General features: G+C 65.5%; 19 protein-coding genes and 1 pseudogene. 6 read left to right on the forward strand and 14 right to left on the reverse strand.

What is annotated here, in order from left to right:
* Positions 1–40: 40 nt before the first annotated feature.
* From QX132_RS25765 to QX132_RS25795, 7 genes are all read right to left on the reverse strand, one after another.
* Positions 41–844, reverse strand: coding sequence for an NUDIX hydrolase (locus QX132_RS25765; protein ID WP_316163210.1), 804 nt, complete (start codon positions 842–844; stop codon positions 41–43).
* Positions 845–846: 2 nt separating this feature from the next.
* Complete coding sequence (locus QX132_RS25770; protein ID WP_316163211.1) at positions 847–1,800, reverse strand: dihydrodipicolinate synthase family protein; 954 nt, start codon at positions 1,798–1,800, stop codon at positions 847–849.
* Positions 1,801–1,875: 75 nt separating this feature from the next.
* Positions 1,876–2,754: an SDR family oxidoreductase gene (locus QX132_RS25775; protein WP_315811460.1), complete on the reverse strand. Its 879-nt coding sequence runs from the start codon at positions 2,752–2,754 to the stop codon at positions 1,876–1,878.
* A 140-nt stretch (positions 2,755–2,894) separates the two neighbouring features.
* Positions 2,895–3,755, reverse strand: coding sequence for a MaoC family dehydratase (locus QX132_RS25780; protein WP_315771176.1), 861 nt, complete (start codon positions 3,753–3,755; stop codon positions 2,895–2,897).
* Between the two features lie 324 nt (positions 3,756–4,079).
* Entirely contained in the window at positions 4,080–4,469 is a 390-nt protein-coding gene (locus tag QX132_RS25785) for a Zn-ribbon domain-containing OB-fold protein (protein WP_316163212.1), read from the reverse strand.
* Positions 4,469–5,617, reverse strand: a complete 1,149-nt coding sequence (locus tag QX132_RS25790) for a thiolase domain-containing protein (protein ID WP_316163213.1) — start codon at positions 5,615–5,617, stop codon at positions 4,469–4,471. The genes QX132_RS25785 and QX132_RS25790 overlap by 1 nt, the downstream gene beginning before the upstream one ends.
* A gap of 815 nt (positions 5,618–6,432) precedes the next feature.
* Positions 6,433–6,936 (reverse strand): DUF4262 domain-containing protein, encoded by a 504-nt coding sequence (locus QX132_RS25795; protein WP_316163214.1) that lies wholly within the window; start codon positions 6,934–6,936, stop codon positions 6,433–6,435.
* Between the two features lie 181 nt (positions 6,937–7,117).
* Between QX132_RS25795 and QX132_RS25800 the strand changes: the two genes are divergently transcribed.
* Together QX132_RS25800 and QX132_RS25805 are read left to right on the forward strand one after the other, a co-directional pair.
* A complete protein-coding gene (locus QX132_RS25800; RefSeq protein ID WP_316163215.1) occupies positions 7,118–8,170 on the forward strand; it encodes an alpha/beta hydrolase in 1,053 nt (350 codons plus the stop codon).
* Positions 8,171–8,272: 102 nt separating this feature from the next.
* On the forward strand, positions 8,273–9,250 hold the full coding sequence (locus tag QX132_RS25805; protein WP_316163216.1) for a sensor histidine kinase: 978 nt from the start codon (positions 8,273–8,275) through the stop codon (positions 9,248–9,250).
* Positions 9,251–9,311: 61 nt separating this feature from the next.
* Here the strand turns inward: QX132_RS25805 and QX132_RS25810 are convergent, their stop codons facing one another.
* The 3 genes from QX132_RS25810 to QX132_RS25820 all read right to left on the reverse strand — a co-directional run bounded on the left by QX132_RS25810 (position 9,312) and on the right by QX132_RS25820 (position 14,036).
* Positions 9,312–9,506, reverse strand: a complete 195-nt coding sequence (locus QX132_RS25810; RefSeq protein WP_316163217.1) for a hypothetical protein — start codon at positions 9,504–9,506, stop codon at positions 9,312–9,314.
* Positions 9,507–9,582: 76 nt separating this feature from the next.
* Positions 9,583–13,074: an indolepyruvate ferredoxin oxidoreductase family protein gene (locus QX132_RS25815; RefSeq protein ID WP_316163218.1), complete on the reverse strand. Its 3,492-nt coding sequence runs from the start codon at positions 13,072–13,074 to the stop codon at positions 9,583–9,585.
* 317 nt (positions 13,075–13,391) lie between these two features.
* Entirely contained in the window at positions 13,392–14,036 is a 645-nt protein-coding gene (locus QX132_RS25820; protein ID WP_315737635.1) for a trimeric intracellular cation channel family protein, read from the reverse strand.
* A gap of 155 nt (positions 14,037–14,191) precedes the next feature.
* Here QX132_RS25820 and QX132_RS25825 point away from each other — a divergent pair, with 155 nt between their 5' ends.
* On the forward strand, positions 14,192–14,596 hold the full coding sequence (locus QX132_RS25825; protein ID WP_316163219.1) for a hypothetical protein: 405 nt from the start codon (positions 14,192–14,194) through the stop codon (positions 14,594–14,596).
* 172 nt (positions 14,597–14,768) lie between these two features.
* On the forward strand, positions 14,769–15,086 hold the full coding sequence (locus QX132_RS25830; RefSeq protein WP_315714522.1) for a hypothetical protein: 318 nt from the start codon (positions 14,769–14,771) through the stop codon (positions 15,084–15,086).
* A 103-nt stretch (positions 15,087–15,189) separates the two neighbouring features.
* Here QX132_RS25830 and QX132_RS25835 read toward each other — a convergent pair whose 3' ends face one another.
* Complete coding sequence (locus QX132_RS25835) at positions 15,190–16,008, reverse strand: isocitrate lyase/phosphoenolpyruvate mutase family protein (RefSeq protein WP_316163220.1); 819 nt, start codon at positions 16,006–16,008, stop codon at positions 15,190–15,192.
* 48 nt (positions 16,009–16,056) lie between these two features.
* Positions 16,057–16,371: an NIPSNAP family protein gene (locus QX132_RS25840; protein WP_315780857.1), complete on the reverse strand. Its 315-nt coding sequence runs from the start codon at positions 16,369–16,371 to the stop codon at positions 16,057–16,059.
* Between the two features lie 75 nt (positions 16,372–16,446).
* Between QX132_RS25840 and QX132_RS25845 the strand changes: the two genes are divergently transcribed.
* Both QX132_RS25845 and QX132_RS25850 read left to right on the forward strand, forming a co-directional pair.
* Positions 16,447–17,145 carry a winged helix-turn-helix domain-containing protein gene (locus QX132_RS25845; RefSeq protein ID WP_315737631.1) on the forward strand — a complete coding sequence of 233 codons (699 nt, stop codon included), beginning with the start codon at positions 16,447–16,449 and terminating at the stop codon, positions 17,143–17,145.
* A 124-nt stretch (positions 17,146–17,269) separates the two neighbouring features.
* Positions 17,270–17,396, forward strand: a pseudogene (locus QX132_RS25850) (alpha/beta hydrolase); the annotation flags it as partial.
* A gap of 62 nt (positions 17,397–17,458) precedes the next feature.
* Here QX132_RS25850 and QX132_RS25855 read toward each other — a convergent pair.
* Both QX132_RS25855 and QX132_RS25860 read right to left on the reverse strand, forming a co-directional pair.
* Positions 17,459–17,818, reverse strand: coding sequence for a twin-arginine translocation signal domain-containing protein (locus tag QX132_RS25855; RefSeq protein ID WP_315780855.1), 360 nt, complete (start codon positions 17,816–17,818; stop codon positions 17,459–17,461).
* A 448-nt stretch (positions 17,819–18,266) separates the two neighbouring features.
* The gene (locus QX132_RS25860; RefSeq protein WP_315780852.1) at positions 18,267–18,731 is read right to left on the reverse strand and encodes a hypothetical protein; all 465 of its coding nucleotides are present in this window, start codon (positions 18,729–18,731) and stop codon (positions 18,267–18,269) included.
* Between the last annotated feature and the right edge of the window lie 101 nt (positions 18,732–18,832).

The following is an 18,832-nucleotide window of genomic DNA, read 5'->3' on the forward strand; positions in this document are numbered from 1 at the left end:
GTCCGCGCATCATCCGCCGGACGAAAAATAGCCTGTGCGGTTAACCGGCCGCACCGAACTCGAACACCTCCCCATCATAGCCCGCCTCGCGCGGAATGCGCAGCTGCCGGCCACCATCGGCAGTCCTGGTCATCACCGGCATCACGGTGACGACGTCCATGTTCCGCGCCACCGCCAGGGCCTCGGCCACCGCCGGCTGCTTGCCAAGCCGGATCAGGTTGCGCGTGGTCGGGAACGGCAGCTTGAACCGGCCATCCTCGCCGCCGGCCAGCGCCTCGCGCGGCGAGACCCAGACGGAGTCGGTCGATTCCCGGCCGTCATGGGCGCCGAGTTGGTCCGGCGGCGCCGCCGCCAGAAAGAACCAGGTGTCGAAGCGCTTGGGCATGCCTTCGGGCGTGATCCAATGGGCGTAGGGAACGAGCGCATCGAGTGCGAGCACGAGGCCGTGAGCCTCGAGGACCTGGAAAAAGCTGATCTTGCCCTCGCACAGCGCCAGACGATGCGCAGCCTCGATCTCGCGGGCGGCAGCGGCATCGATCAGCGCGTCCGATCGGCGCAGCCGCGCCAGCAGGATGCCGCTCTCTTCGAAAGTCTCGCGCACCCCGGCGATGCGGAAGCCGAGCGCCTCGGCCTCCAGGCCCTCATCGCCGGCATAGAGCTCCGGCCTACCGGCGATCTCCTGATCGCCTCTGTCGACGCTGCCGCCAGGAAACACCAGGGCGCCCGAGTTGAACTCGATCTGATGGTGACGCACCATCATGAACACCTCGATCTCGCGTGCGGCCGCGCTGTCGCGCAGCAGCAGCACGGTCGAGGCGGGACGGACGGCGGCGGCGTCAGCCATGGTCACTCCGCGGCGGTGGCACGAGGTTGCAGGTTGGCGCGGGCATCATAGCGCGCCACGCGCGACAAGAGATAGTCGACCTCGGCCTTGGCCGCGGCGCTGATGCCGGACGCCGGCTTGCGCTGGGCGCTGCAGGCAATGGCGCCGCGCTTCTGCAGCACGTATTTGCGCACGGCAAGCCCCGCCCCCGGCTGCTGCTCGTAGCGCACGAGCGGCAGATGCGCGTCGAACAGGTCGTGCGCGGCGTCGCGTTTTCCGGCCTGCGACAGCTTGACGACATCGACCAGCATTTCCGGGAAGGCATAGCCGGTCATGGCGCCGTCGGCGCCGCGCTCCATCTCGAAGTCCAGGAACAGACCGCCATTGCCGCACAGGATCGACAGCGGCCGCAGCGAGCCGTCCTTCTGGAACGCGCGCAGCGTCGAGATCTTCTCCAGGCCCGGCCAGTCCTCATGCTTGAGCATCACGCAGGAGGGGCTGTCCATGACGATCTTGCGGATCACAGCCGGCGTGAACTGGACGCTCAGCGTCAGCGGGTAATCCTGCAGCACCCACGGAATGTCCTCGCCGATGGCCTCCTGGGCCTGCTTGAAATAGCCCGTGATCTGATCGTCGGTGCGGAGCGACGGCGGCGGCGCGATCATCACGCCAGCGGCGCCAGCATCCATGGTGGCGCGGGCCAGCGCGCGCATGGTGGCAAAGCCCGGCGACGAGACGCCGACGATGATCTGCAGGTTCTTGGCTCGCTTGGCAAAGCGCACTGCAACCTGCTCGGATTCAGCGGCGTCCAGCTTCGGCGCCTCGCCCATGATGCCCAGCACGGTGATGCCGTCGCAGCCGGCCTCGGCATAGAAATCGACCAGACGGTCGATCGAGGCCTCGTCGATGCGACCGTCATCATGGAACGGCGTCGGCGCGATCGCGAAGGTGCCTTTGGCGGCGGCGGTGAGCTTCATCTCGTCTGGTCTCCAATCTCTCTGGCGTCATTCCGGACGCGCCAAGCGCAGGCCCGAAATGACGTCCTGAATACATCAAAACCGCCGTGCGGACTTGGCTATATCGGCCTCCGAAAAGAATATCTCCTCTGCGTGCGCGGCGATGTCCTGGGCGTTCCAAGCCGAGGACGGTGGCTTCCAGCCCTCCATCTCCATCATCCGCATCTCACGGACGCCGCGCGCGGCGGACACGCCGAGCACCTTGCCGGTCTGATCCCCCGAGAGTCTGCTGACCATGTAGAGCACGGCTGGCGCGATGCCCTCGGGCGTCAGCGCCGCGTCCGGGTTCTCCTTGTAGCGCGGCAGGTCCGCGGTCATGCGTGTCAGCGCGCCCGGCGCGAGCGTCCACACCCGGATGTTGTACTTGCGGCCCTCGATCGCCAGCACGTTGGACAGGCCCCAGATACCGCCCTTGGCGGCGCCGTAGTTGGACTGGCCGAAATTGCCGATCAGGCCCGAGGTCGAGGAGGTGTTGACGATGACGCCGCCGCCGTTGTCGCGCATCCAGCGGAACACCGGCAAGGTGCAGCAGAACGTGCCCTTGAGGTGCACCTGGATCACCTTGTCCCAGTCGGCCTCGCTCGACTTGGCGAAGGTCTGGTCGCGCAGGATGCCGGCATTGTTGATGAGGATGTCGGCGCGGCCGAAATGGCGGATGGCGTCGTCGAACACCGATTGCCCACCGGCCATGGTCGAGATGTCGGCGCCGTTGGCGACCGCGCGCCCGCCCTCGGCCTCGATCGCGGCAACCACCTGCTCGGCCATCGACAGGTCCGAACCGGAGCCGTCGCGCGGCCCACCAAGGTCGTTGACGACGACCGCCGCGCCCTCGCGCGCGAACAGTCTTGCGTAGGCCTCGCCGAGACCGCCACCTGCGCCGGTGATCAGCGCCACCTTGCCGTCGAGCAGTCCCACGTGTGCCTCCTCCGCTGTCTTCTTTGCTCTTGTTCGTCATGGCCGGGCTTGACCCGGCCATCCATCTTCGGAAGCGGATGGATGCCCGGGTCAAGCCCGGGCATGACGACAACGAACAGACGTGTCTCACATGGCAAGTATCAACCCAGCACCGTCTTGCCGTTCTTGATCACGGTGACGTTGCGCGCGGTGACCCGCGCCTCGAACGAGATCACGTCGCCGTCCTTCCAGAGATCGACCGTCACGGTCTCGCCGGGAAACACCGGCGAGGAGAACCGCGCGGCGTGCTGCTGGAACGCCGAGGCGTCGTAGTCGGCATAGGTCTGCAGTACGGCGCGGCAGGTGAGACCGTAGGTGCACATGCCGTGCAGGATCGGGCGCGGGAAACCGGCGCGACGCGCGAATTCGGGGTCCGAATGCAGCGGATTGCGGTCGCCGCACAGGCGGTAGATCAGCGCCTGGTCCGGCCGCGTGGAAATGTCGACGCTGCGATCGGGCGCGCGCGACGGCACCGGATGCGGCTCGGGGATCCCGCCGGACGGGCCGCCGAAGCCGCCGTCGCCCCGGGCGAAACGGGAGGCGACCAGGGTCGCCAACGGCGCGCCGCTCTCGTCGCGCAGGATCGTCTGATGGCGAATGACGGCGCCCTTGTCCTTGCCCTTGTCGGACACCGCGAGCACGGAGGAGTCCGCCGTGATCTTCGCGGCCGTCGCCAGCGGCTGGTGAAAGGTGATGTCGCGCTCGCCGTCGACAACCAGCACCCGGTTGAGCTTCATGTCACCAGGGCCCGAACCCCACGCGGCGACGGAGGCAAAGGTCGGCACAACCTTCAGCGGCCGCGGCTCGGCGGTGGCCTCGTTGACGAAGGCGAGCTCCCTCTCGTCCATCGGATCGGCGCCCATGCCGATGCCATAGGCGTACAGCATCACCTCGCGATCGCTATAGGCATATGGCTGCCCGATCGCCTTCATCGCCATCAGCTCATCGTAGTTGATCGGCATGTTGCCTCCCTCGTCTCATTCTTCGTAGGGTGGGCAAAGCGAAGCGTGCCCACCGCCTTCGTCGTCAAGCGACGGTGGGCACGGCGCTCCGCGCCTTTGCCCACCCTACGCGCCTGTCGTTGCGCGGCGCCCATTGCTGCGCCCTCTCCCCCAAGCGAAGCGGAGCTTCGCAAGGGCGGGAGAGGGCTCCGCCGACGTCAGCCCCACACTCACTCGGTCGTCATTGCGAGGAGCGCAATGACGAAGCAATCCAGAGTCTTGGAAATAGCCCTGGATTGCTTCGCTTCGCTCGCAATGACGTCCACCGGCATTGTTGCTCCTCAACTACACCGGCGTGAAGAACGGCAATGGCGCGCCGTCGGTCGGCTTGAACACCACCTTCACCTTCTGGCCAATCTTCAGGCTGTCGAATTCGCAGTCGACGAAATTGGTCTGCAGCGATGGGCCCTCCTTCAACGTGACATAGCCGATCGCGTAAGGGCCGGTCGGCGACTTGCGCATGATCGAGAATGTGTAGATCTCGCCTTCGCCTGCGCTTTGCTCCCACACCGTCTGGTCGGAGAAGCAGAACGGGCAGATCGAGCGCGGAAAGTAATGCGCCTCGCCGCAGGCGGCGCAGCGCTTGATCATGAACTTGCCCTCGGCGGCGGCATCCCAGAACGCCTTGGTCTCGGGATTGGTGACGGGGGCCGGCAGCTTTTTCGCTTCAGACATCACACGCGCTCCAGAATGCAGGTCGAGGCGGCGTGGCGCACGCCGAGCAGGCCGCCGGTGCCATGGGCGATGGCAAGATCGCAGTTCGGCACCTGGACCTTGGGATGAGCCTCGCCGCGCAATTGACGCACCGCCTCGATCACCTTGGTCATGCCACCGCGGTTGACGGGATGGTTGCTGCACAGGCCGCCGCCATCGGTGTTGAACGGCAGCTTGCCGACGCCGGAGATGAGGTTGCCGTCGGCGACGAACTTGCCGCCCTCGCCCTTCCTGCAGAAGCCGAGGTCCTCGAGCTGCATCAGCACGGTGATGGTGAAGCTGTCATAGATCGAGGCGTATTTGATGTCCTTGGGCGTGATCCCCGCTTCCTCGAAGGCACGCGGGCCAGACCACACGCCGGCGGAATAAGTGAGGTCGAGATCCTTGCCGCCGCGCGGCCCCTTCATCGCCTCGCCATGGCCGATCAGGCGCACCAGCGGCTTCTTAAGGCTCCTGGCAATCTCCGGCGTGGTCACGATCAACGCGCCGCCGCCATCGGTGACGACGCAGCAATCCATGCGATGCAAGGGATCGGAGATCATCGGCGAGTTGATGACGTCCTCGACGGTGACGACCTCCTTCAGCATCGCGTGCGGATTGTACTGCGCGTGATGCGAGGCCGCGACCTTGATCCAGGCGAGCTGCTCCGACGTGGTGCCGTAGTCGTGCATGTGGCGCATTGCGCACATGCCATAGGCGTTGTGCGTGGTGGCGCCATAGGCCATCTCGAAGTCGGCCTCGGCGCCGGCGGCGCGCGGCGGCATCGGCCCGGTGCGCGGCTTGCCCGCGAGCGTGATCAGCGCGATCGAGCATTTGCCCGCCGCGATCGCCTCGGCGGCGTGGCCGACATGGATCAGATAGGAGCAGCCACCGGTCTCGGTGGAATCGATGTGCCGGACCTTCAGTCCGAGATAGTCGACCATGGGCCAGGCGCCGCCCGGCGCGTCCCCGCCGCAGAAATAGCCGTCGACATCCTGAACGCTGAGACCGGCATCCTCGAGCGCGCCCTTGGCGACCTCGGCATGCAGCTGCGCCGTGGATTTGTCGGGTGCATGCCGGGTCGGATGCTCGTAGATCCCGGCAATGTAGGCCTTGCCCTTGATGGTCAATTCCGTCTCCGCTTCTCGTCGTTTCGTCCCAAATGTTGGAGATTTTTTGGACCGTTGCAGGAGGCTTGGCAAGCGCGGAAAATATTCCGCGAGGTGGAGATGAGCCGTGGTCGTGCCCTTCACTCCGCTGTCGTCCCGGGCTTGACCCGGGAGCCATACCCACCGACCAATGTTGTTAAGCGCGATGGTCGACCAGCGTGCGCGACAACTTCTCCCTGTGGATATGGGTCCCGGGTCAAGCCCGGGACGACACCGGTGATGACGAGCGATCACGCCCATATCGAACTACGCATGACATCGCAGCCCCGCGGCAGACTCTGCCCAGGTCATGCTCGTCTCGTTCACCCTCATCAGGTCGGAGGGCGCAGGGAAGGCCAGGCGTCGGCTGACGCCTGCGGCCCGCCTGCGAAAAAAATGCAGGCGGCAGGTACCACAGGTGCAGCCGAGAACGCCCGGCCTTCCCTGCGCGACGGTTTTCACGTTTACTTCGTGCTCTCCCCGGGGACCGGCTTGATTGCCCCCGTCATCGACGCAACGCGCGAGCGCTGGCGTCAACTTGACCTCGGCACCGGGAGGTCAGGACCACACGACTTCACGTCCGCACACTACCGTTCGTCCGCACGCTAGAAGCATGCTGCGGCAATCCGCGGCCATCGCATCCCCGCCTCGCGTGTCGTGACGATCGCGCGCAACGCCCCTCCGAGTGAGGCGGGATGGCGCATCAAAGCATGATTTCTGAAATTCGTAAAGACAAATCTGCCCGACGGGCATTCTGCGCATGGCGCCCATGCCGCGAGTCTTGCCGACGGCTCCCACTAGCGAGCGCAGAGGCCGAACCAATTGCCCTCGGTGAGATCGGGCTGGGCCGCCCGGATGTCGATCGATATCTGGGGCGACCATGGAAAGTGTCCATCACGATCGGGATAGAGCAACTGCAGACATTCGAAACGATCACCGGCATAGAACCAGCGGCTCCACCCGAGGTGATCGCGATAGTGCCGTTGGGCGACCGGGAGCAGCACGGCAGGTGCATTCTCGAAGACATCGCCCGTCTCGCTGCCGACAGGCATCCGCCGTCCAGCTTCGAGCTCGCGATACAGATGCCAGAACGTGTCATGCGCGGTCTGCCCGGGCAGCGAGAACACGATCAGCTCAGGATGACCGAACTTCAACCAGAACCCGGTCGTATAAGCGAATCCCGGTCCCTCATCGTCCGCTCCGATAGAGGTCGTGGCCCAGCCGTGCTGACGAATCTTGGCAACGAACGTCCGGTCTCCGTCGTCGAGCTTCTCCGGATCAGCGTCGAGCGCCGTGTACATAGGTCGTGCGTCCTCCATCCCATCATCGAGATATCACGGAATGCTCTTCCCGGTCATCCACGAGCGCTCATACCATGCGACCGGCGCAACGGAACGAACCGCGTGACCGGCCGTTGCCCCTCCGCTGCATCATTTCTCGGATCCTCCGGTTGTCGTGCACGCCTTTCCATGAGGGCAGATGATGACCGCAGCCCGGACCACAGCGCGCGCGCTCGCTGCGTCGACGCCCAGCCGCCTGACCAACTCGACACCGTCCCTCCGGCCGCTGGCGCGGCGCAGCCGGTCGCTGGCGAAGACTCATCCTTTTCTGCTGGCGGCAGCGGCGGCCACGGCCGTCCTGGCCGTCACAGCGCTGATCAATCGCCGGCTCGCCAAGTCGGCCGAACGGGCCAATCCCCCCGCCGGCCAGTTCGTGGACGTCGACGGCGTCCGGCTGCACTATGTCGAGCGCGGCACCGGCGTGCCGCTGGTGCTGCTGCATGGCAACGGCAGCATGATCCAGGACTTCGCCTCCAGCGGCCTGATCGATCTGGCGGCGCAGAACTACCGTGTCATTGCATTCGACCGGCCTGGCTTCGGCCATAGCGACCGGCCGCGCAACGTCGTCTGGACGCCGACGGCGCAGGCCCGGCTAATCAAGAGCGCACTCGACCGCCTGGGCGTATCGGAGGCCTTCGTGCTGGGTCACTCCTGGGGCGCATCCGTGGCGGTGGCGCTCGCCCTCGAACATCCGGCCATGGTCAAGGGCATGGTGCTCGCCTCCGGCTATTACTATCCGACCTTCCGGTCCGACGTGGTGGCCGGATCGGCTCCGGCCATTCCGTTGCTGGGCGATATTCTGCGCTACACGATCTCCCCTCTGATCAGCCGGATGATGTGGCCGCTGCTGATGGCCAAGCTGTTCGGCCCGCGGTCGGTTCCGGCGAAGTTTGCCGGCTTCCCCAAGGAAATGGCGGTTCGCCCGTCGCAGATCCGCGCCTCCGCTGCGGAGGCCGCGCTGATGATTCCCGATGCGTTCCGGTTCAGGAAAGCGTACGGTGAGCTGAAGATGCCGGTCGTGATCGTCGCCGGCGATCAGGATCGCCTGATCGACATCGACGCGCAGTCCAGACGGCTTCATCACGACGTCAGCCAGAGCACCTTTCGCCGCGTGCGCGGCGCCGGCCACATGGTGCATCAGACGGCCACCGAGGCCGTCATGTCCTCGATCGACGAAGTCGCAGCGGCGGCGTAGTCGGAGGGCGAATATGGCTGCGGCTGCCGGATTGCGGGATCCGTAGCTTGCGGAGCAGCGACGAAAGGGGGAATCGAACTCATGCCGGCCGAGGACGCGTGCATGCCGATCTGGCACGAAAAGCATCTGCGGGCCGCTACCAAAGCTGCCGGCGTGGCCTTGTGGTCGTGGAACGTCGACACCGATGCGATCACGATGGACGAGCGCGCCTATGAGCTGTGGGAGGTGCCCAAGAGCAAGAGCAGGATCACGTTCGAGGTGCTCTCCCAGAACATTCACCCCGCCGATCTCGAACGGGTGAGATCGGCGTTTTCAGCGACGCGGGCGATCGTCGGCGCTTATGAGATCGATTTTCGCATTCTCGCGGATGGCGAAATCCGCTGGATTTCCGCCCGCGGCCAAGGTGACGATGCCGACATCGCCGAGCGGCTGATGTTCGGCATCTTCCTCGACGTGACCCAGCGCAAGCAGGCCGAAGAAGCCAACGAGCTGCTGGCGGGCGAGATGAGCCATCGGGTCAAGAACCTGCTGACGATCGCCACCGCGCTGACGCAGATGACGTCGCGCACGGCGGCGACAAAGGAGGACATGGCCCACGAGCTCGCCAGCCGGCTGATCGCGCTAGGCCGTGCCCAGGATCTGATACGTCCGCGGCCGGGCGGGACGAACCAAGCAGCCCTGCTCGGCGATCTCGTCTCGGTGCTGCTTGCCCCCTATGACGAGAAAGGCGCCAGCGTCCGCATCCGTGTGTCGGTGCCCAAGATGAATGTCGGAGAACGCTCGAGCACGACATTGGCGCTGGTGATCCACGAGCTCGCGACCAACTCGGCGAAATACGGCTCGCTGTCGGTTTCGAGCGGCACGCTGGACGTGTCATGCAGCGCGCATGACGACGAGGTCGCGATCACGTGGACCGAGCGCGGCGGGCCGCCGAAGTCGGCCGACACCATCGAAGGCTTCGGCAGCAAGCTGATCCATCGCAGTATGAACGCCCAGCTCGGCGGCACCATCGCCTTCGACTGGTCCGACGAAGGCCTGGTCGTAACGCTGCGCATGAGCCGCGAGCGGATGGCGAATTGAGTGTTCGCCCTCGGGACAAACGTCGTGGGGTGGGCAAAGCGCAGCGTGCCCACCTGACTTGCTAAGGGCGATCCTGTGCAGACAAAATAGCCGCCAGCATCGCAGCAAGCGTTTCTCTGCTTGTGCCCACCCTGGTCTCGAGCTCGAACAGCTCGATTCCGTTGCACACTTCGTTCAAGCAGTTTCCCAATGCGATCAGCTCATTGGGCGCTGCAGTGATCGCAAATCGACCGTCTGCCATACGCTCAATCGTCATCACGGCCGCTCCGCTGCGGAGGGAGATGGTGGGCACGCTGCGCTTTGCCCACCCTACGAACTTGGCTCGTAGCGCCCTACTCCGCCGCCATCTGTCGCGGGGCTGGCGGCGGATTGGCAAGGTCGGCGGCGAGCTGGGCGTAGCGCGCTTTCGCGTCGTTCACCGCCTTCTCCTTCACGGGACCGTAGCCGCGGATGCGATCGGGCAGCGACAGCAGCTCGACGGCGATCTCTGCATTGGCGGGCGACAGCAGGCTGAGAACGGTCGCGACGTCCTTCTCGTAACCGGCGATCAGGTCGCGCTCCATCTTGCGCTCGGCCGCGTAGCCGAAGACGTCCAGCGGTGTGCCGCGCAGACCCTTCAGCCTCGCCAGCAGGCGGAACATCTTCATCGTGCCCGGCCCAAAGCTGCGCTTCTTCGGCCTCCCTTGCGGATCGAGGCCGGAATTGAGGATGGGCGGCGCGAGGTTGAAGCTGATCTTGTAGTCGCCCTCGAACGCGTCATGGAGCTGCTTCTCGAACGTGCCGTCGGAGAACAACCGCGCCACCTCGTACTCGTCCTTGTAGGCGAGCAGCTTGGCATAATTGATCGCCACTGCGCGCGGCAGCGCCTCGCCGTACCCGCCCTTGTCGGCGGCCTCTCGCACCTGATCGACCAGCTTGCGGTAGCGCTTGGCGAGCCGCGCATTCTGATAGCCGGTGAGCAAGGCCATGCGATGGGCGATGATCTCGTCGAGCGTCATCGCCTCCAGCGACTTCGGCGGCACCGCCTCGTCCTTGCCGGTCATCATGTCGGCGAGCCGCTCCGGGTTGACCACCGCGAGGCGGCCGAGCCGGAACGCCTCGGTGTTCATCTTGATCGCGACGCCGTTGATCGCGATCGCCTTCTCGATCGCCTCCGCCGACAGCGGCAGAAGGCCCTTCTGATAGGCGTAGCCCATCATCATCATGTTGGTGGCGATGCTGTCGCCAAGCAGCGCCTCGGCCGGCTTGGTGAAATCGAGGAAGGTCGAGTCCTTGTGCAGCGCCGTTTCCAGCAGGCTCGTCACCTTGCGGTTCTGGAAATTGAAGTCGCGGTTGAGCACGAAATCGGCGGTCGGGATCAGATGGCTGTTGATGACGCCATGGGTGCGCTCCGCATCGCACAGCGTGATCGTCTCCTTGGCACCCGCCACCACCTCGTCGGCGGCGATGACGAGGTCGGCAGTCCCCGTGACGATGCGCGAGCAGGTCACGTCGGCGGTGTTCTCCGACAGGCGCACGTGGCTGAGCACCGCGCCGCCCTTCTGCGCGAGGCCGGACATGTCGAGGATCATCGAGGCCTTGCCCTCGATATGGGCGGCCATGCCGAGCAGCGCGCCGATCGTCAGCACGCCGGTGCCGCCGACGCCGCCGACCGCGACGTTGTAGGGCCGCTCCAGCGACGGCTTGGTCAGGGGCTCCGGCATCACGCCGATGTCGCCGAGTTCGGCTGGGGCGCGGCTGCGCGGCTTGCCGCCGTCGATCGTGACGAAGGACGGGCAGAAGCCCTTCACGCAGGAATAGTCCTTGTTGCAGGAGGACTGGTTGATGACGCGCTTGCGCCCGAGCTCGGTCTCCAGCGGCTCGACCGAGATGCAGTTCGACTGCACCGAGCAGTCGCCGCAGCCCTCGCAGACGGCCGGATTGATGAAGACGCGGCGCTGCGGATCCTCCATCGTGCCGCGCTTGCGGCGGCGGCGCTTCTCGGCGGCGCAGGTCTGCACGAACACGATGGCCGAGGCGCCCTTGGTCTCGCGCAGCGTCTTCATGACGTTCTCGAGCTCGTCGCGATGCGCCAGCTTGACGCCGGGCGCGATGCTGTCGGCAGGATAGGCGTCGGGATTTTCCGAGACCAGATAGATCTCGCGGATGCCCTCGGCATGGAGCTGGAAGGTGATCTGCTGCGGCGACAAATCGCCGTCATGGCGCTGGCCGCCGGTCATCGCGACCGCGTCGTTGTAGAGGATCTTGTAGGTGATGTTGGCCTTGGAGGCGATCGACTGGCGGATCGCGAGGCTGCCGGAATGGAAATAGGTGCCGTCGCCGAGATTGGCGAAGATGTGCTTCTCGTCGGTGAACGGTGCGATGCCGACCCAAGGCACGCCCTCGCCGCCCATATGGGTGAAGGTCTCGGTGTTGCGGTTCATCCACAACGACATGAAGTGGCAGCCGATGCCGGCGAGCGCGCGGCTGCCCTCGGGCACCTTGGTCGAGGTGTTGTGCGGACAGCCCGAGCAGAAATACGGGGTGCGCGCCACCGGCGAGATCAGCTGCATCTGCGAGGCGTCGCGGCCGTTGAACCAGTCGGCCTTGGCGCGCAGCATCGCCTTGATCTCGGGATTGAGGTCGAGGCGGAGAAGACGCTCCGTCAATGAGCTCGCGAGCGAGGCGACGGAGAGCTCGGTGGCGAACGGCAGGAAGCGCTTGTCGTGCTCGTCCATCTTGCCAACGATGCGCGGGCGGACGTCGTCGCGCCAGTTGAACAGCTCCTGCTTGACCTGGTTCTCGACGATCTCGCGGCGCTCCTCGATGATGAAGATCTCCTCGAGGCCGACCGCGAACTGCCGCACGCCTTCCGGCTCCAGCGGCCAGGGCATGCCGATCTTGTAGAGCCGCAAGCCGATCTTGGCCGCGACCTCCTCGGTGATGCCGAGCTCGCGCAGCGCCTGACGGATGTCCTCATAGCTCTTGCCGGACGCCATGATGCCGTAGCGGGCATTCGGTGAGTCCATCGTGATGCGGTTGACCTTGTTGGCGCGGGCAAAGGCGATCGCGGCAAAGCCCTTGTAGTCCTGCAGCCGGCGGTCCTGGTCGAAGCGATCGTCGGGCCAGCGCAGATTGAGACCACCCGGCGGCATCTCGAAATCGGAGGGAATGACGAACGGCGTCATCTCGTCGTTGAGGTTGATCTCGGCGGTGGTCTCCACCGTCTCGGTGATCACCTTCATGCCGACCCAGCAGCCGGAATAGCGCGACATCGCGATGCCGAGCAGGCCCATCTCGATCATCTCGTGGATCGAGGACGGGTAGAGATAGGGCATCAGCGCCGAGATGAAGGCATGGTCGGACTGGTGCGGCACGGTGGAGGATTTGGCGCCGTGGTCGTCGCCGGCCAGACACAGCACGCCGCCGTTCTTGGCGGAGCCGGCCGCATTGCCGTGGCGAAACACGTCGCCGCAGCGGTCGACGCCGGGGCCCTTGCCGTACCAGATGCCGACGACGCCGTCATACCTGCCGCCGGGCGACAGTGCGAGCTGCTGCGAACCCCAGATCGCGGTCGCCGCGAGGTCCTCGTTCACGCCGGGCTGGAACTTGATGTTGTACTGCTCGAGATGCTTGCGGGCGGAGAACAGCTGCTGGTCGTAGCCGCCGAGCGGCGAGCCGCGATAGCCGGAGATGAAGCCGGCGGTGTTGAGGCCGGCGGCGCGGTCGCGCCGGATCTGGGCCATCGGCAGCCGCACCAGCGCCTGGATGCCGGTCAGGAAGATGTGGCCGGAGCTTGCGGTGTATTTCTGGTCGAGATTGATCTCGCTCTCGTTGAGTCCCATTCCGCCCTCTTGCCGTGCTTTACCGGGGTGCGCGGCTGCCGCCGGCCGGCGGAAGCGCGCGTTCTGCCAATCATTTATGTCTGCTTTTGAAGAATGCGCATCACAAATCTCGTTTGCGCAGGGCAGCCAACCGAAATCGCAATTTCGTGGCGGGAGCCGGCCGCGGCTTTTGCGGTTTGTGTCGAAAACCCCCGCCGCCGCGAAATGGGATGATGCGTGCCATGGCTTTGGCGGCTCGGCGGACGGTTACTGAAGCGTTGTGGCCGGCGCGATTCCGGCACCAAACGAATTGTGCGATGCGACAAGACCGCCGCCGTTCATCCCCGATCGTCGCCCGCAAATACGAAGCGCGGCATGTTCCATTTGTAGCGGATCGCGAGCAGCCGGAACGACAGTCCGAGCGCGAAGGTCAGCGCCGTCCACCATCCGCTGGCGATGCCGAGCGACAAGCCGGTCGCATAGACCAGGCCCGTGACGAGGGACACGCTGGCGTAGAGCTCGGCGCGAAACAGCAATGGCACGTCATTGCACAGGATGTCGCGCAGCACGCCGCCGGCGCAGCCCGTGATCATCCCAGCGACGATGACGATGCCGATCGGCACGTTCATCTGCCAGGCGATGTCGCAGCCCGTCATCGTGAACACGACGAGGCCGACCGCATCGAGAACGAGGAACGCCATGGTCAGCCTGTGAACCAGGCGCGCCATCGCGATCGTCACGAACGGCGCCAGCACGGTCAGCAGCAGCAAGGACGGCCGCTCGACCCAGGCAAGCGGATAGTGGCCGAGCAGCACGTCGCGCAAGGTGCCGCCGCCGAGCGCGGTGATCGCCCCCAACAAGCAGACGCCCATCCAGTCCATGCTGCGGCGTCCCGCCGCCAGCGCAGCCGTCATCGCCTGCGCCGCCAGCGCCACCCAGGTCAACAGATGCAACACGCTGTCACCGGGCGGCAGGTTCCACATGAGGTGAGCTCCAGAAGTTCCAATAGAACGAGAATCGCAATGCTCGCGAGGAACCTTAGCGCGCCGTGCAACGATACAAATTGGGATTCGCGCAGGTTTCGCGGAACGGCCCGGAGCCGCCCTGGTTGTCAGGTGACAATCACCAGGAGGATGAGATGGCCAACGAACGGCTTCCCAACGAACGTTATCCCGACGGCATGAACCGTCCCGACATGTCCACACGTCCCGACATCACTGGGGCTGGAATGACGGGAACAGATTATGAGCGCACGCCGCCAGTGGACAACCGGCTGCAGCCCGATCTCGAGCCGACGAACGCCTCCAGCTCGACGGGCCGCATCGCGGCCTATGCCCTGGGCATCGCGATCCTGCTCGGCGCGGTGTTCTACGGCCTGAACAACATGTCGATGCGCAACGACCAGGCGAGCACCACACCGGCTTCGCAATCGGCCTCGACCACCAAAGATAACACCTCGACCGGCGTGACGACCGGCGCCGCGGGAGATCGCACCACACCGCCGCCGGCGGCCCCGAGCGACAAGCCCAACGCCGTCAAGTAGTCTCGCGGACGGCAATCAGCGGTCTCACTCCTGGGCGGCGGGTGAGCAATCATCCGCCGCCGCTTTTTTGGCGAGCCCTCCAACAAATTACGCGAAGTGTGCGAGGGCCGCCGTGGAACCATAGCAGCGCGAACCGATTGGCTCATTGACACTCTCACCCAGGAGATACGTAATGAAAGCTCTCTCCATAGCTATCGCAGCCGCGGCAAGCACGCTGGCCGTGACCGCCGCTTCGGCGGCACCGATCTCTCCCGCAGCCTCGGCGGTCCCGCAACGCGACATCCAGAACGTCCGGATGGTCTGTAACGAGGAAGGCCGCTGTTGGCGCGAGCGCAGTGAGCGCCGCGTCATCATTCAAGGCGAAGATCGCGATTCTTACGCGTACGCTCCGCGCGAGCGCTACATCGAGCGGCGCGGCTATGAAGACCGCGGCGGCATCGGCTTCCGCGCTCCGGGCGTGAGCGTCGGCATCGGGACGGATCGCTACTAAGCGATTTCCGCGAACTCAGACTGAAAAGCCGCGGCAGAGTCCGCGGCTTTTCTACAGGCGGATGAGATCGGGATCTGCGGGAGGCCGGGCGCGCAGCCTGATCTCAACCGAAAATCCTGTTCAGCTCGCCGCCGGGATAGCCGTTGGCCAGTTCGGTGAAGGTGCCCTGCTCGGCCATCTCCTTGGCCGCCCGGATGAAGCCGGCCCAGGCCATCCGGGCCAGCGAACCGCCGACGCTGATGCGGCGCACGCCGAGCTCAGTGGCTTGCCCCAACGACAGGCCGGAAGCGCCGATCAGAAGGTTGACCGGCTTGGGCGCCACGGCTTTCACGACCGCAGTGATCTCCTCGATCGACTTGATCCCGGGCGCGTAGAGACAATCCGCGCCCGCTTCGGCATAGGCTGTGAGGCGGTCGGTCACGAGCTTGAGGTCGGGCTTGCCCCAGAGAAACGCCTCGCAGCGGCCGGTCAACAGCACGTCGGCGCCGGTCGCATCGATGGCCTGCCGGGCCGCGCGGATACGCGCTATGGCGAGCGCGCGCTCATAGAGCGGATCATCCTTGTCGCCCGTGGAGTCCTCGATCGACAGACCGGCGACGCCGGTCGCGACCGCGCGCGTGACGTTGGCCGCCACACCCTCCGGCGCATCGGCGAAGCCGCCCTCGAAATCGGCATTCACGGGAATGTCGACGGCGGCGCTGAGCGATTTCAAATGGGCGAGCACCTCATCCAGTTCGACCTTGGTGTCCGCCTTGCCAATCGACCACGCGAACCCGGCGCTGGTGGAGGCGATCGCGTTGAAGCCGAGATGCTGCAGCATTTTGGCCGTGCCGACGTCGAACGGGTTCGGCAGCACGAAGCAGCCGGCCTCGTGCAACTTGCGAAAGGCTGCGCGCTTGTCCGCCGTGTTGGTCGCCGTCATGTCATCCTCCCATGCATCGTCGCGTTGTGTGGCAGCATAGAGCCGCGATCATTGCGCCGCCACGACATTGCGCAAGAATGTTCGCTCTTCGCCCAGAATGAGCTTGTGCTCCTCGGCCAGCGCGAAGTTCGCCCGGCCCTCGGCATCGCCGCGCAAGGTCGCGCGATAGCGCTCGTAAGCCGCGAGACTGTCGAATGAAATCAGGCCGTAGGCGATGTCGTTGGTGCCTTCATGAGGCATGAAATAGCCGATCAGGTCGCCGCCGCAGCGGGGAATAATCAACAGCCAGCGCTTCGCGTAGGCCTCGAACACGTCGCGCTTGAACGGATCGATGCGATAGCGGATGAAGACGGTGATGGTCATGACAACCTCCGGTGAGTTCTGTATCATCGACACTATCCGCTTGCCCGACGAGAATGCTTCGGCTAGCATCGAAGTATGAAATCAGGTCCGGACATTGCGATGGTGGCGGCGCTGGTCGGCGATCCCGCCCGCGCCAACATGCTGACTGCGCTGCTGTCGGGCCGCGCGCTGACCGCGACCGAGCTCGCCCAGGAGGCCGGCGTGACGCCGCAGACGGCGAGCTCGCATCTTGCCAAGCTCGAAGGCGGCGGCCTGATCGAGCCGGAGAAGCAGGGCCGTCACCGCTACTACCGGCTCGCCGATCCCGACGTCGCCGACGTGCTGGAGAAGCTCGCCGGCCTCGCCGCGCGCGCCGGCCACATGCGGGTGCGCACCGGACCAAAGGAGCCGGAGCTGCGGCGCGCGCGCATCTGCTACGACCACCTCGCCGGCGATCTCGGCGTGCAGATGCTCGACAGCATGACGCGGCAGAAGCTGGTGCGCCGGCGCAAGCAGGAGATCGTCCTGACCGAGGACGGCGAACATTTCCTGGCGCAGCATCTGCGGATCTCGCCGGAAATGCTGGCGCATCCCCGCCGGCCCGTCTGCAAGGCCTGTCTCGATTGGAGCGCGCGGCGGCATCATCTCGCGGGCACGCTTGGCGCAGCGTTGATGAAGCGCTTCACCGAGCTGAAATGGGCGGCGCGCGATGCCACCCCAGGCAGCCGCGTGGTGAATTTCAGCCGCGCCGGCGAAAAGCATTTCGCGGCGCTGTTCGGTCCGGCCGAAGACTGACGATCACGCGCTCTTTATCGCAGCGCCTTCCTGCCTTGCGGCCCAAACCAACGCGGGGCACGGAACGACCATCTCATCCCCGTCTTTCCTGGAATCTCCATGTCCCGTTTCGCCGGGCGCGACAATCGCCGCGAAAGCGAGCACCGCATCGCAGAGGACAACGCCGCGCGAGCCCTACGGCATCAATCTCGAAGGCTTCCCCTACCCCGTACCCGGTCAGCCTGCTGCCTCTGTTCAATGACGGCGAGCAGAACGCGCCGAAGAACCCACTCGCGACGGAAGCAGCGCTTGTCGTGAGGCAGCCGTGCCGACATCACCAGTGGTGACGACGGTGCCAACGGCGGCGCCAGTGCCGATGATGGTGATGCCAGCCCCAATGACGGCGCCGCCAACCCCAATGCCGCCGGCGCCAGCCCCAATGATGGCCGTGACCATGGTGTCCGTGATGATGACCGTGATGCCCCCAGCGAACCTGCTCCGGCGCGAGCCGATCGGCCTCATCCTGCGAACCGACCGCGCGCTCGACGTGCTGATCCCTTGCTGAAGGCGCCGCTTCGTTCAGCGGCAACGGCGAGAGCGGCGCAGCGACCGCATCGGTGGTGCGGAGCACGGCGCCGGCCGCCGCCGCGCAGCCGAGCCCGAATGCCAGCTTGAGGAAATTCCGTCGTTCCATCGCACGCCTCCATGATCCACGAGCCAGAGCATGAAGTGAGTATTCGGCCGATCACCTGAACGTGAGCTGAACTGGCGCATGCCCGCGACACCACCATGGCTCTGCCACCTTCGCCGATCTTGGTGCGCGCCGCCGGCCGATCACTCCTCGACCGCCTGCGCCAGCACGAAGCTCTCACGCGTCCGCGTCACGTACGACGAAGATGGCTGACGGCGTCGAGTTGCCTCCGGTCCGTGTTGGTGTCGTCACGGAGCACGATCAAAAACGCGACCTTGCCGTCGTCTCGATCATCGCCGCGCGATGACGGGAGACTATCAAAATCAACGAGGCCCGGAGTGCCTAGGAGTCCGGGCCTCGTCACCTCGCGACCTCGCGCGAGCGAAGCCGGTCGGTATTCAATAAAATCTAGCGCCTGTTCACACGGATCGCATTGAGCTGGCTCAAAACGTCAGTAGCAGCGCGTGATCGTGACGGAGTGATCGCCGCCGCGGCGGCCCGGTACCGTCACGGTCTGCATCGGACAGCTCGACACATAGGGGCGATCGGACGGCACGACATTCGGCGGATAGCGGTGAACCCAGTCCCACGGGACGTCATACGTATAAGTGTAGCGCACGTCGGCCGATGTGTGCTCGGGGATCTGCTGCGGCACGGGCTCGCCAGGGCCGCCATAGGCGAAAGCGCCGGCGGCCGGCAGATAGGAACGATAGCCGCGGTGGTGACGGACGAAGGGCCGCGCGCCAAGCGCCGGCGGGACGACCTGGCTCGGCCCCGCCTGACCGGCGGCAACGGGCGCAGCCACCGCGGCGCCGGACTGGGCCGACGCGGCCTCGGAGGAGAACATCAGCGCGGCGGCTGCCGCGCAGACGACCAGAACTCTGGAATTCCGATATGCCGATGTTCCGACAGCCATGATACGTGACCCTACTCTTCTGACCCACCAGCGATCGATAAATGCTAGGCCAGCGGCCCAGTTCCCGCAAACCCATCGTTAAAGGTTAGTTAAGCCGTAAG

The sequence above is a fragment of the Bradyrhizobium sp. SZCCHNRI20481 genome, assembly GCF_032485055.1.
Taxonomy (GTDB): Bacteria; Pseudomonadota; Alphaproteobacteria; order Rhizobiales; family Xanthobacteraceae; genus Bradyrhizobium.

Excerpts from the sequence above, each read along its gene's own strand:
- QX132_RS25765 (WP_316163210.1), bottom strand. The coding sequence starts at position 844 with ATGGCTGACGCCGCCGCCGTCCGTCCCGCCTCGACCGTGCTGCTGCTG.
- QX132_RS25770 (WP_316163211.1), bottom strand. The coding sequence starts at position 1,800 with ATGAAGCTCACCGCCGCCGCCAAAGGCACCTTCGCGATCGCGCCGACG.
- QX132_RS25780 (WP_315771176.1), bottom strand. The coding sequence starts at position 3,755 with ATGCCGATCAACTACGATGAGCTGATGGCGATGAAGGCGATCGGGCAG.
- QX132_RS25785 (WP_316163212.1), bottom strand. The coding sequence starts at position 4,469 with ATGTCTGAAGCGAAAAAGCTGCCGGCCCCCGTCACCAATCCCGAGACC.
- QX132_RS25795 (WP_316163214.1), bottom strand. The coding sequence starts at position 6,936 with ATGTACACGGCGCTCGACGCTGATCCGGAGAAGCTCGACGACGGAGAC.
- QX132_RS25800 (WP_316163215.1), top strand. The coding sequence starts at position 7,118 with ATGACCGCAGCCCGGACCACAGCGCGCGCGCTCGCTGCGTCGACGCCC.
- QX132_RS25805 (WP_316163216.1), top strand. The coding sequence starts at position 8,273 with ATGCCGATCTGGCACGAAAAGCATCTGCGGGCCGCTACCAAAGCTGCC.
- QX132_RS25810 (WP_316163217.1), bottom strand. The coding sequence starts at position 9,506 with ATGACGATTGAGCGTATGGCAGACGGTCGATTTGCGATCACTGCAGCG.
- QX132_RS25815 (WP_316163218.1), bottom strand. The coding sequence starts at position 13,074 with ATGGGACTCAACGAGAGCGAGATCAATCTCGACCAGAAATACACCGCA.
- QX132_RS25820 (WP_315737635.1), bottom strand. The coding sequence starts at position 14,036 with ATGTGGAACCTGCCGCCCGGTGACAGCGTGTTGCATCTGTTGACCTGG.
- QX132_RS25825 (WP_316163219.1), top strand. The coding sequence starts at position 14,192 with ATGGCCAACGAACGGCTTCCCAACGAACGTTATCCCGACGGCATGAAC.
- QX132_RS25830 (WP_315714522.1), top strand. The coding sequence starts at position 14,769 with ATGAAAGCTCTCTCCATAGCTATCGCAGCCGCGGCAAGCACGCTGGCC.
- QX132_RS25835 (WP_316163220.1), bottom strand. The coding sequence starts at position 16,008 with ATGACGGCGACCAACACGGCGGACAAGCGCGCAGCCTTTCGCAAGTTG.
- QX132_RS25840 (WP_315780857.1), bottom strand. The coding sequence starts at position 16,371 with ATGACCATCACCGTCTTCATCCGCTATCGCATCGATCCGTTCAAGCGC.
- QX132_RS25845 (WP_315737631.1), top strand. The coding sequence starts at position 16,447 with ATGAAATCAGGTCCGGACATTGCGATGGTGGCGGCGCTGGTCGGCGAT.
- QX132_RS25855 (WP_315780855.1), bottom strand. The coding sequence starts at position 17,818 with ATGGAACGACGGAATTTCCTCAAGCTGGCATTCGGGCTCGGCTGCGCG.
- QX132_RS25860 (WP_315780852.1), bottom strand. The coding sequence starts at position 18,731 with ATGGCTGTCGGAACATCGGCATATCGGAATTCCAGAGTTCTGGTCGTC.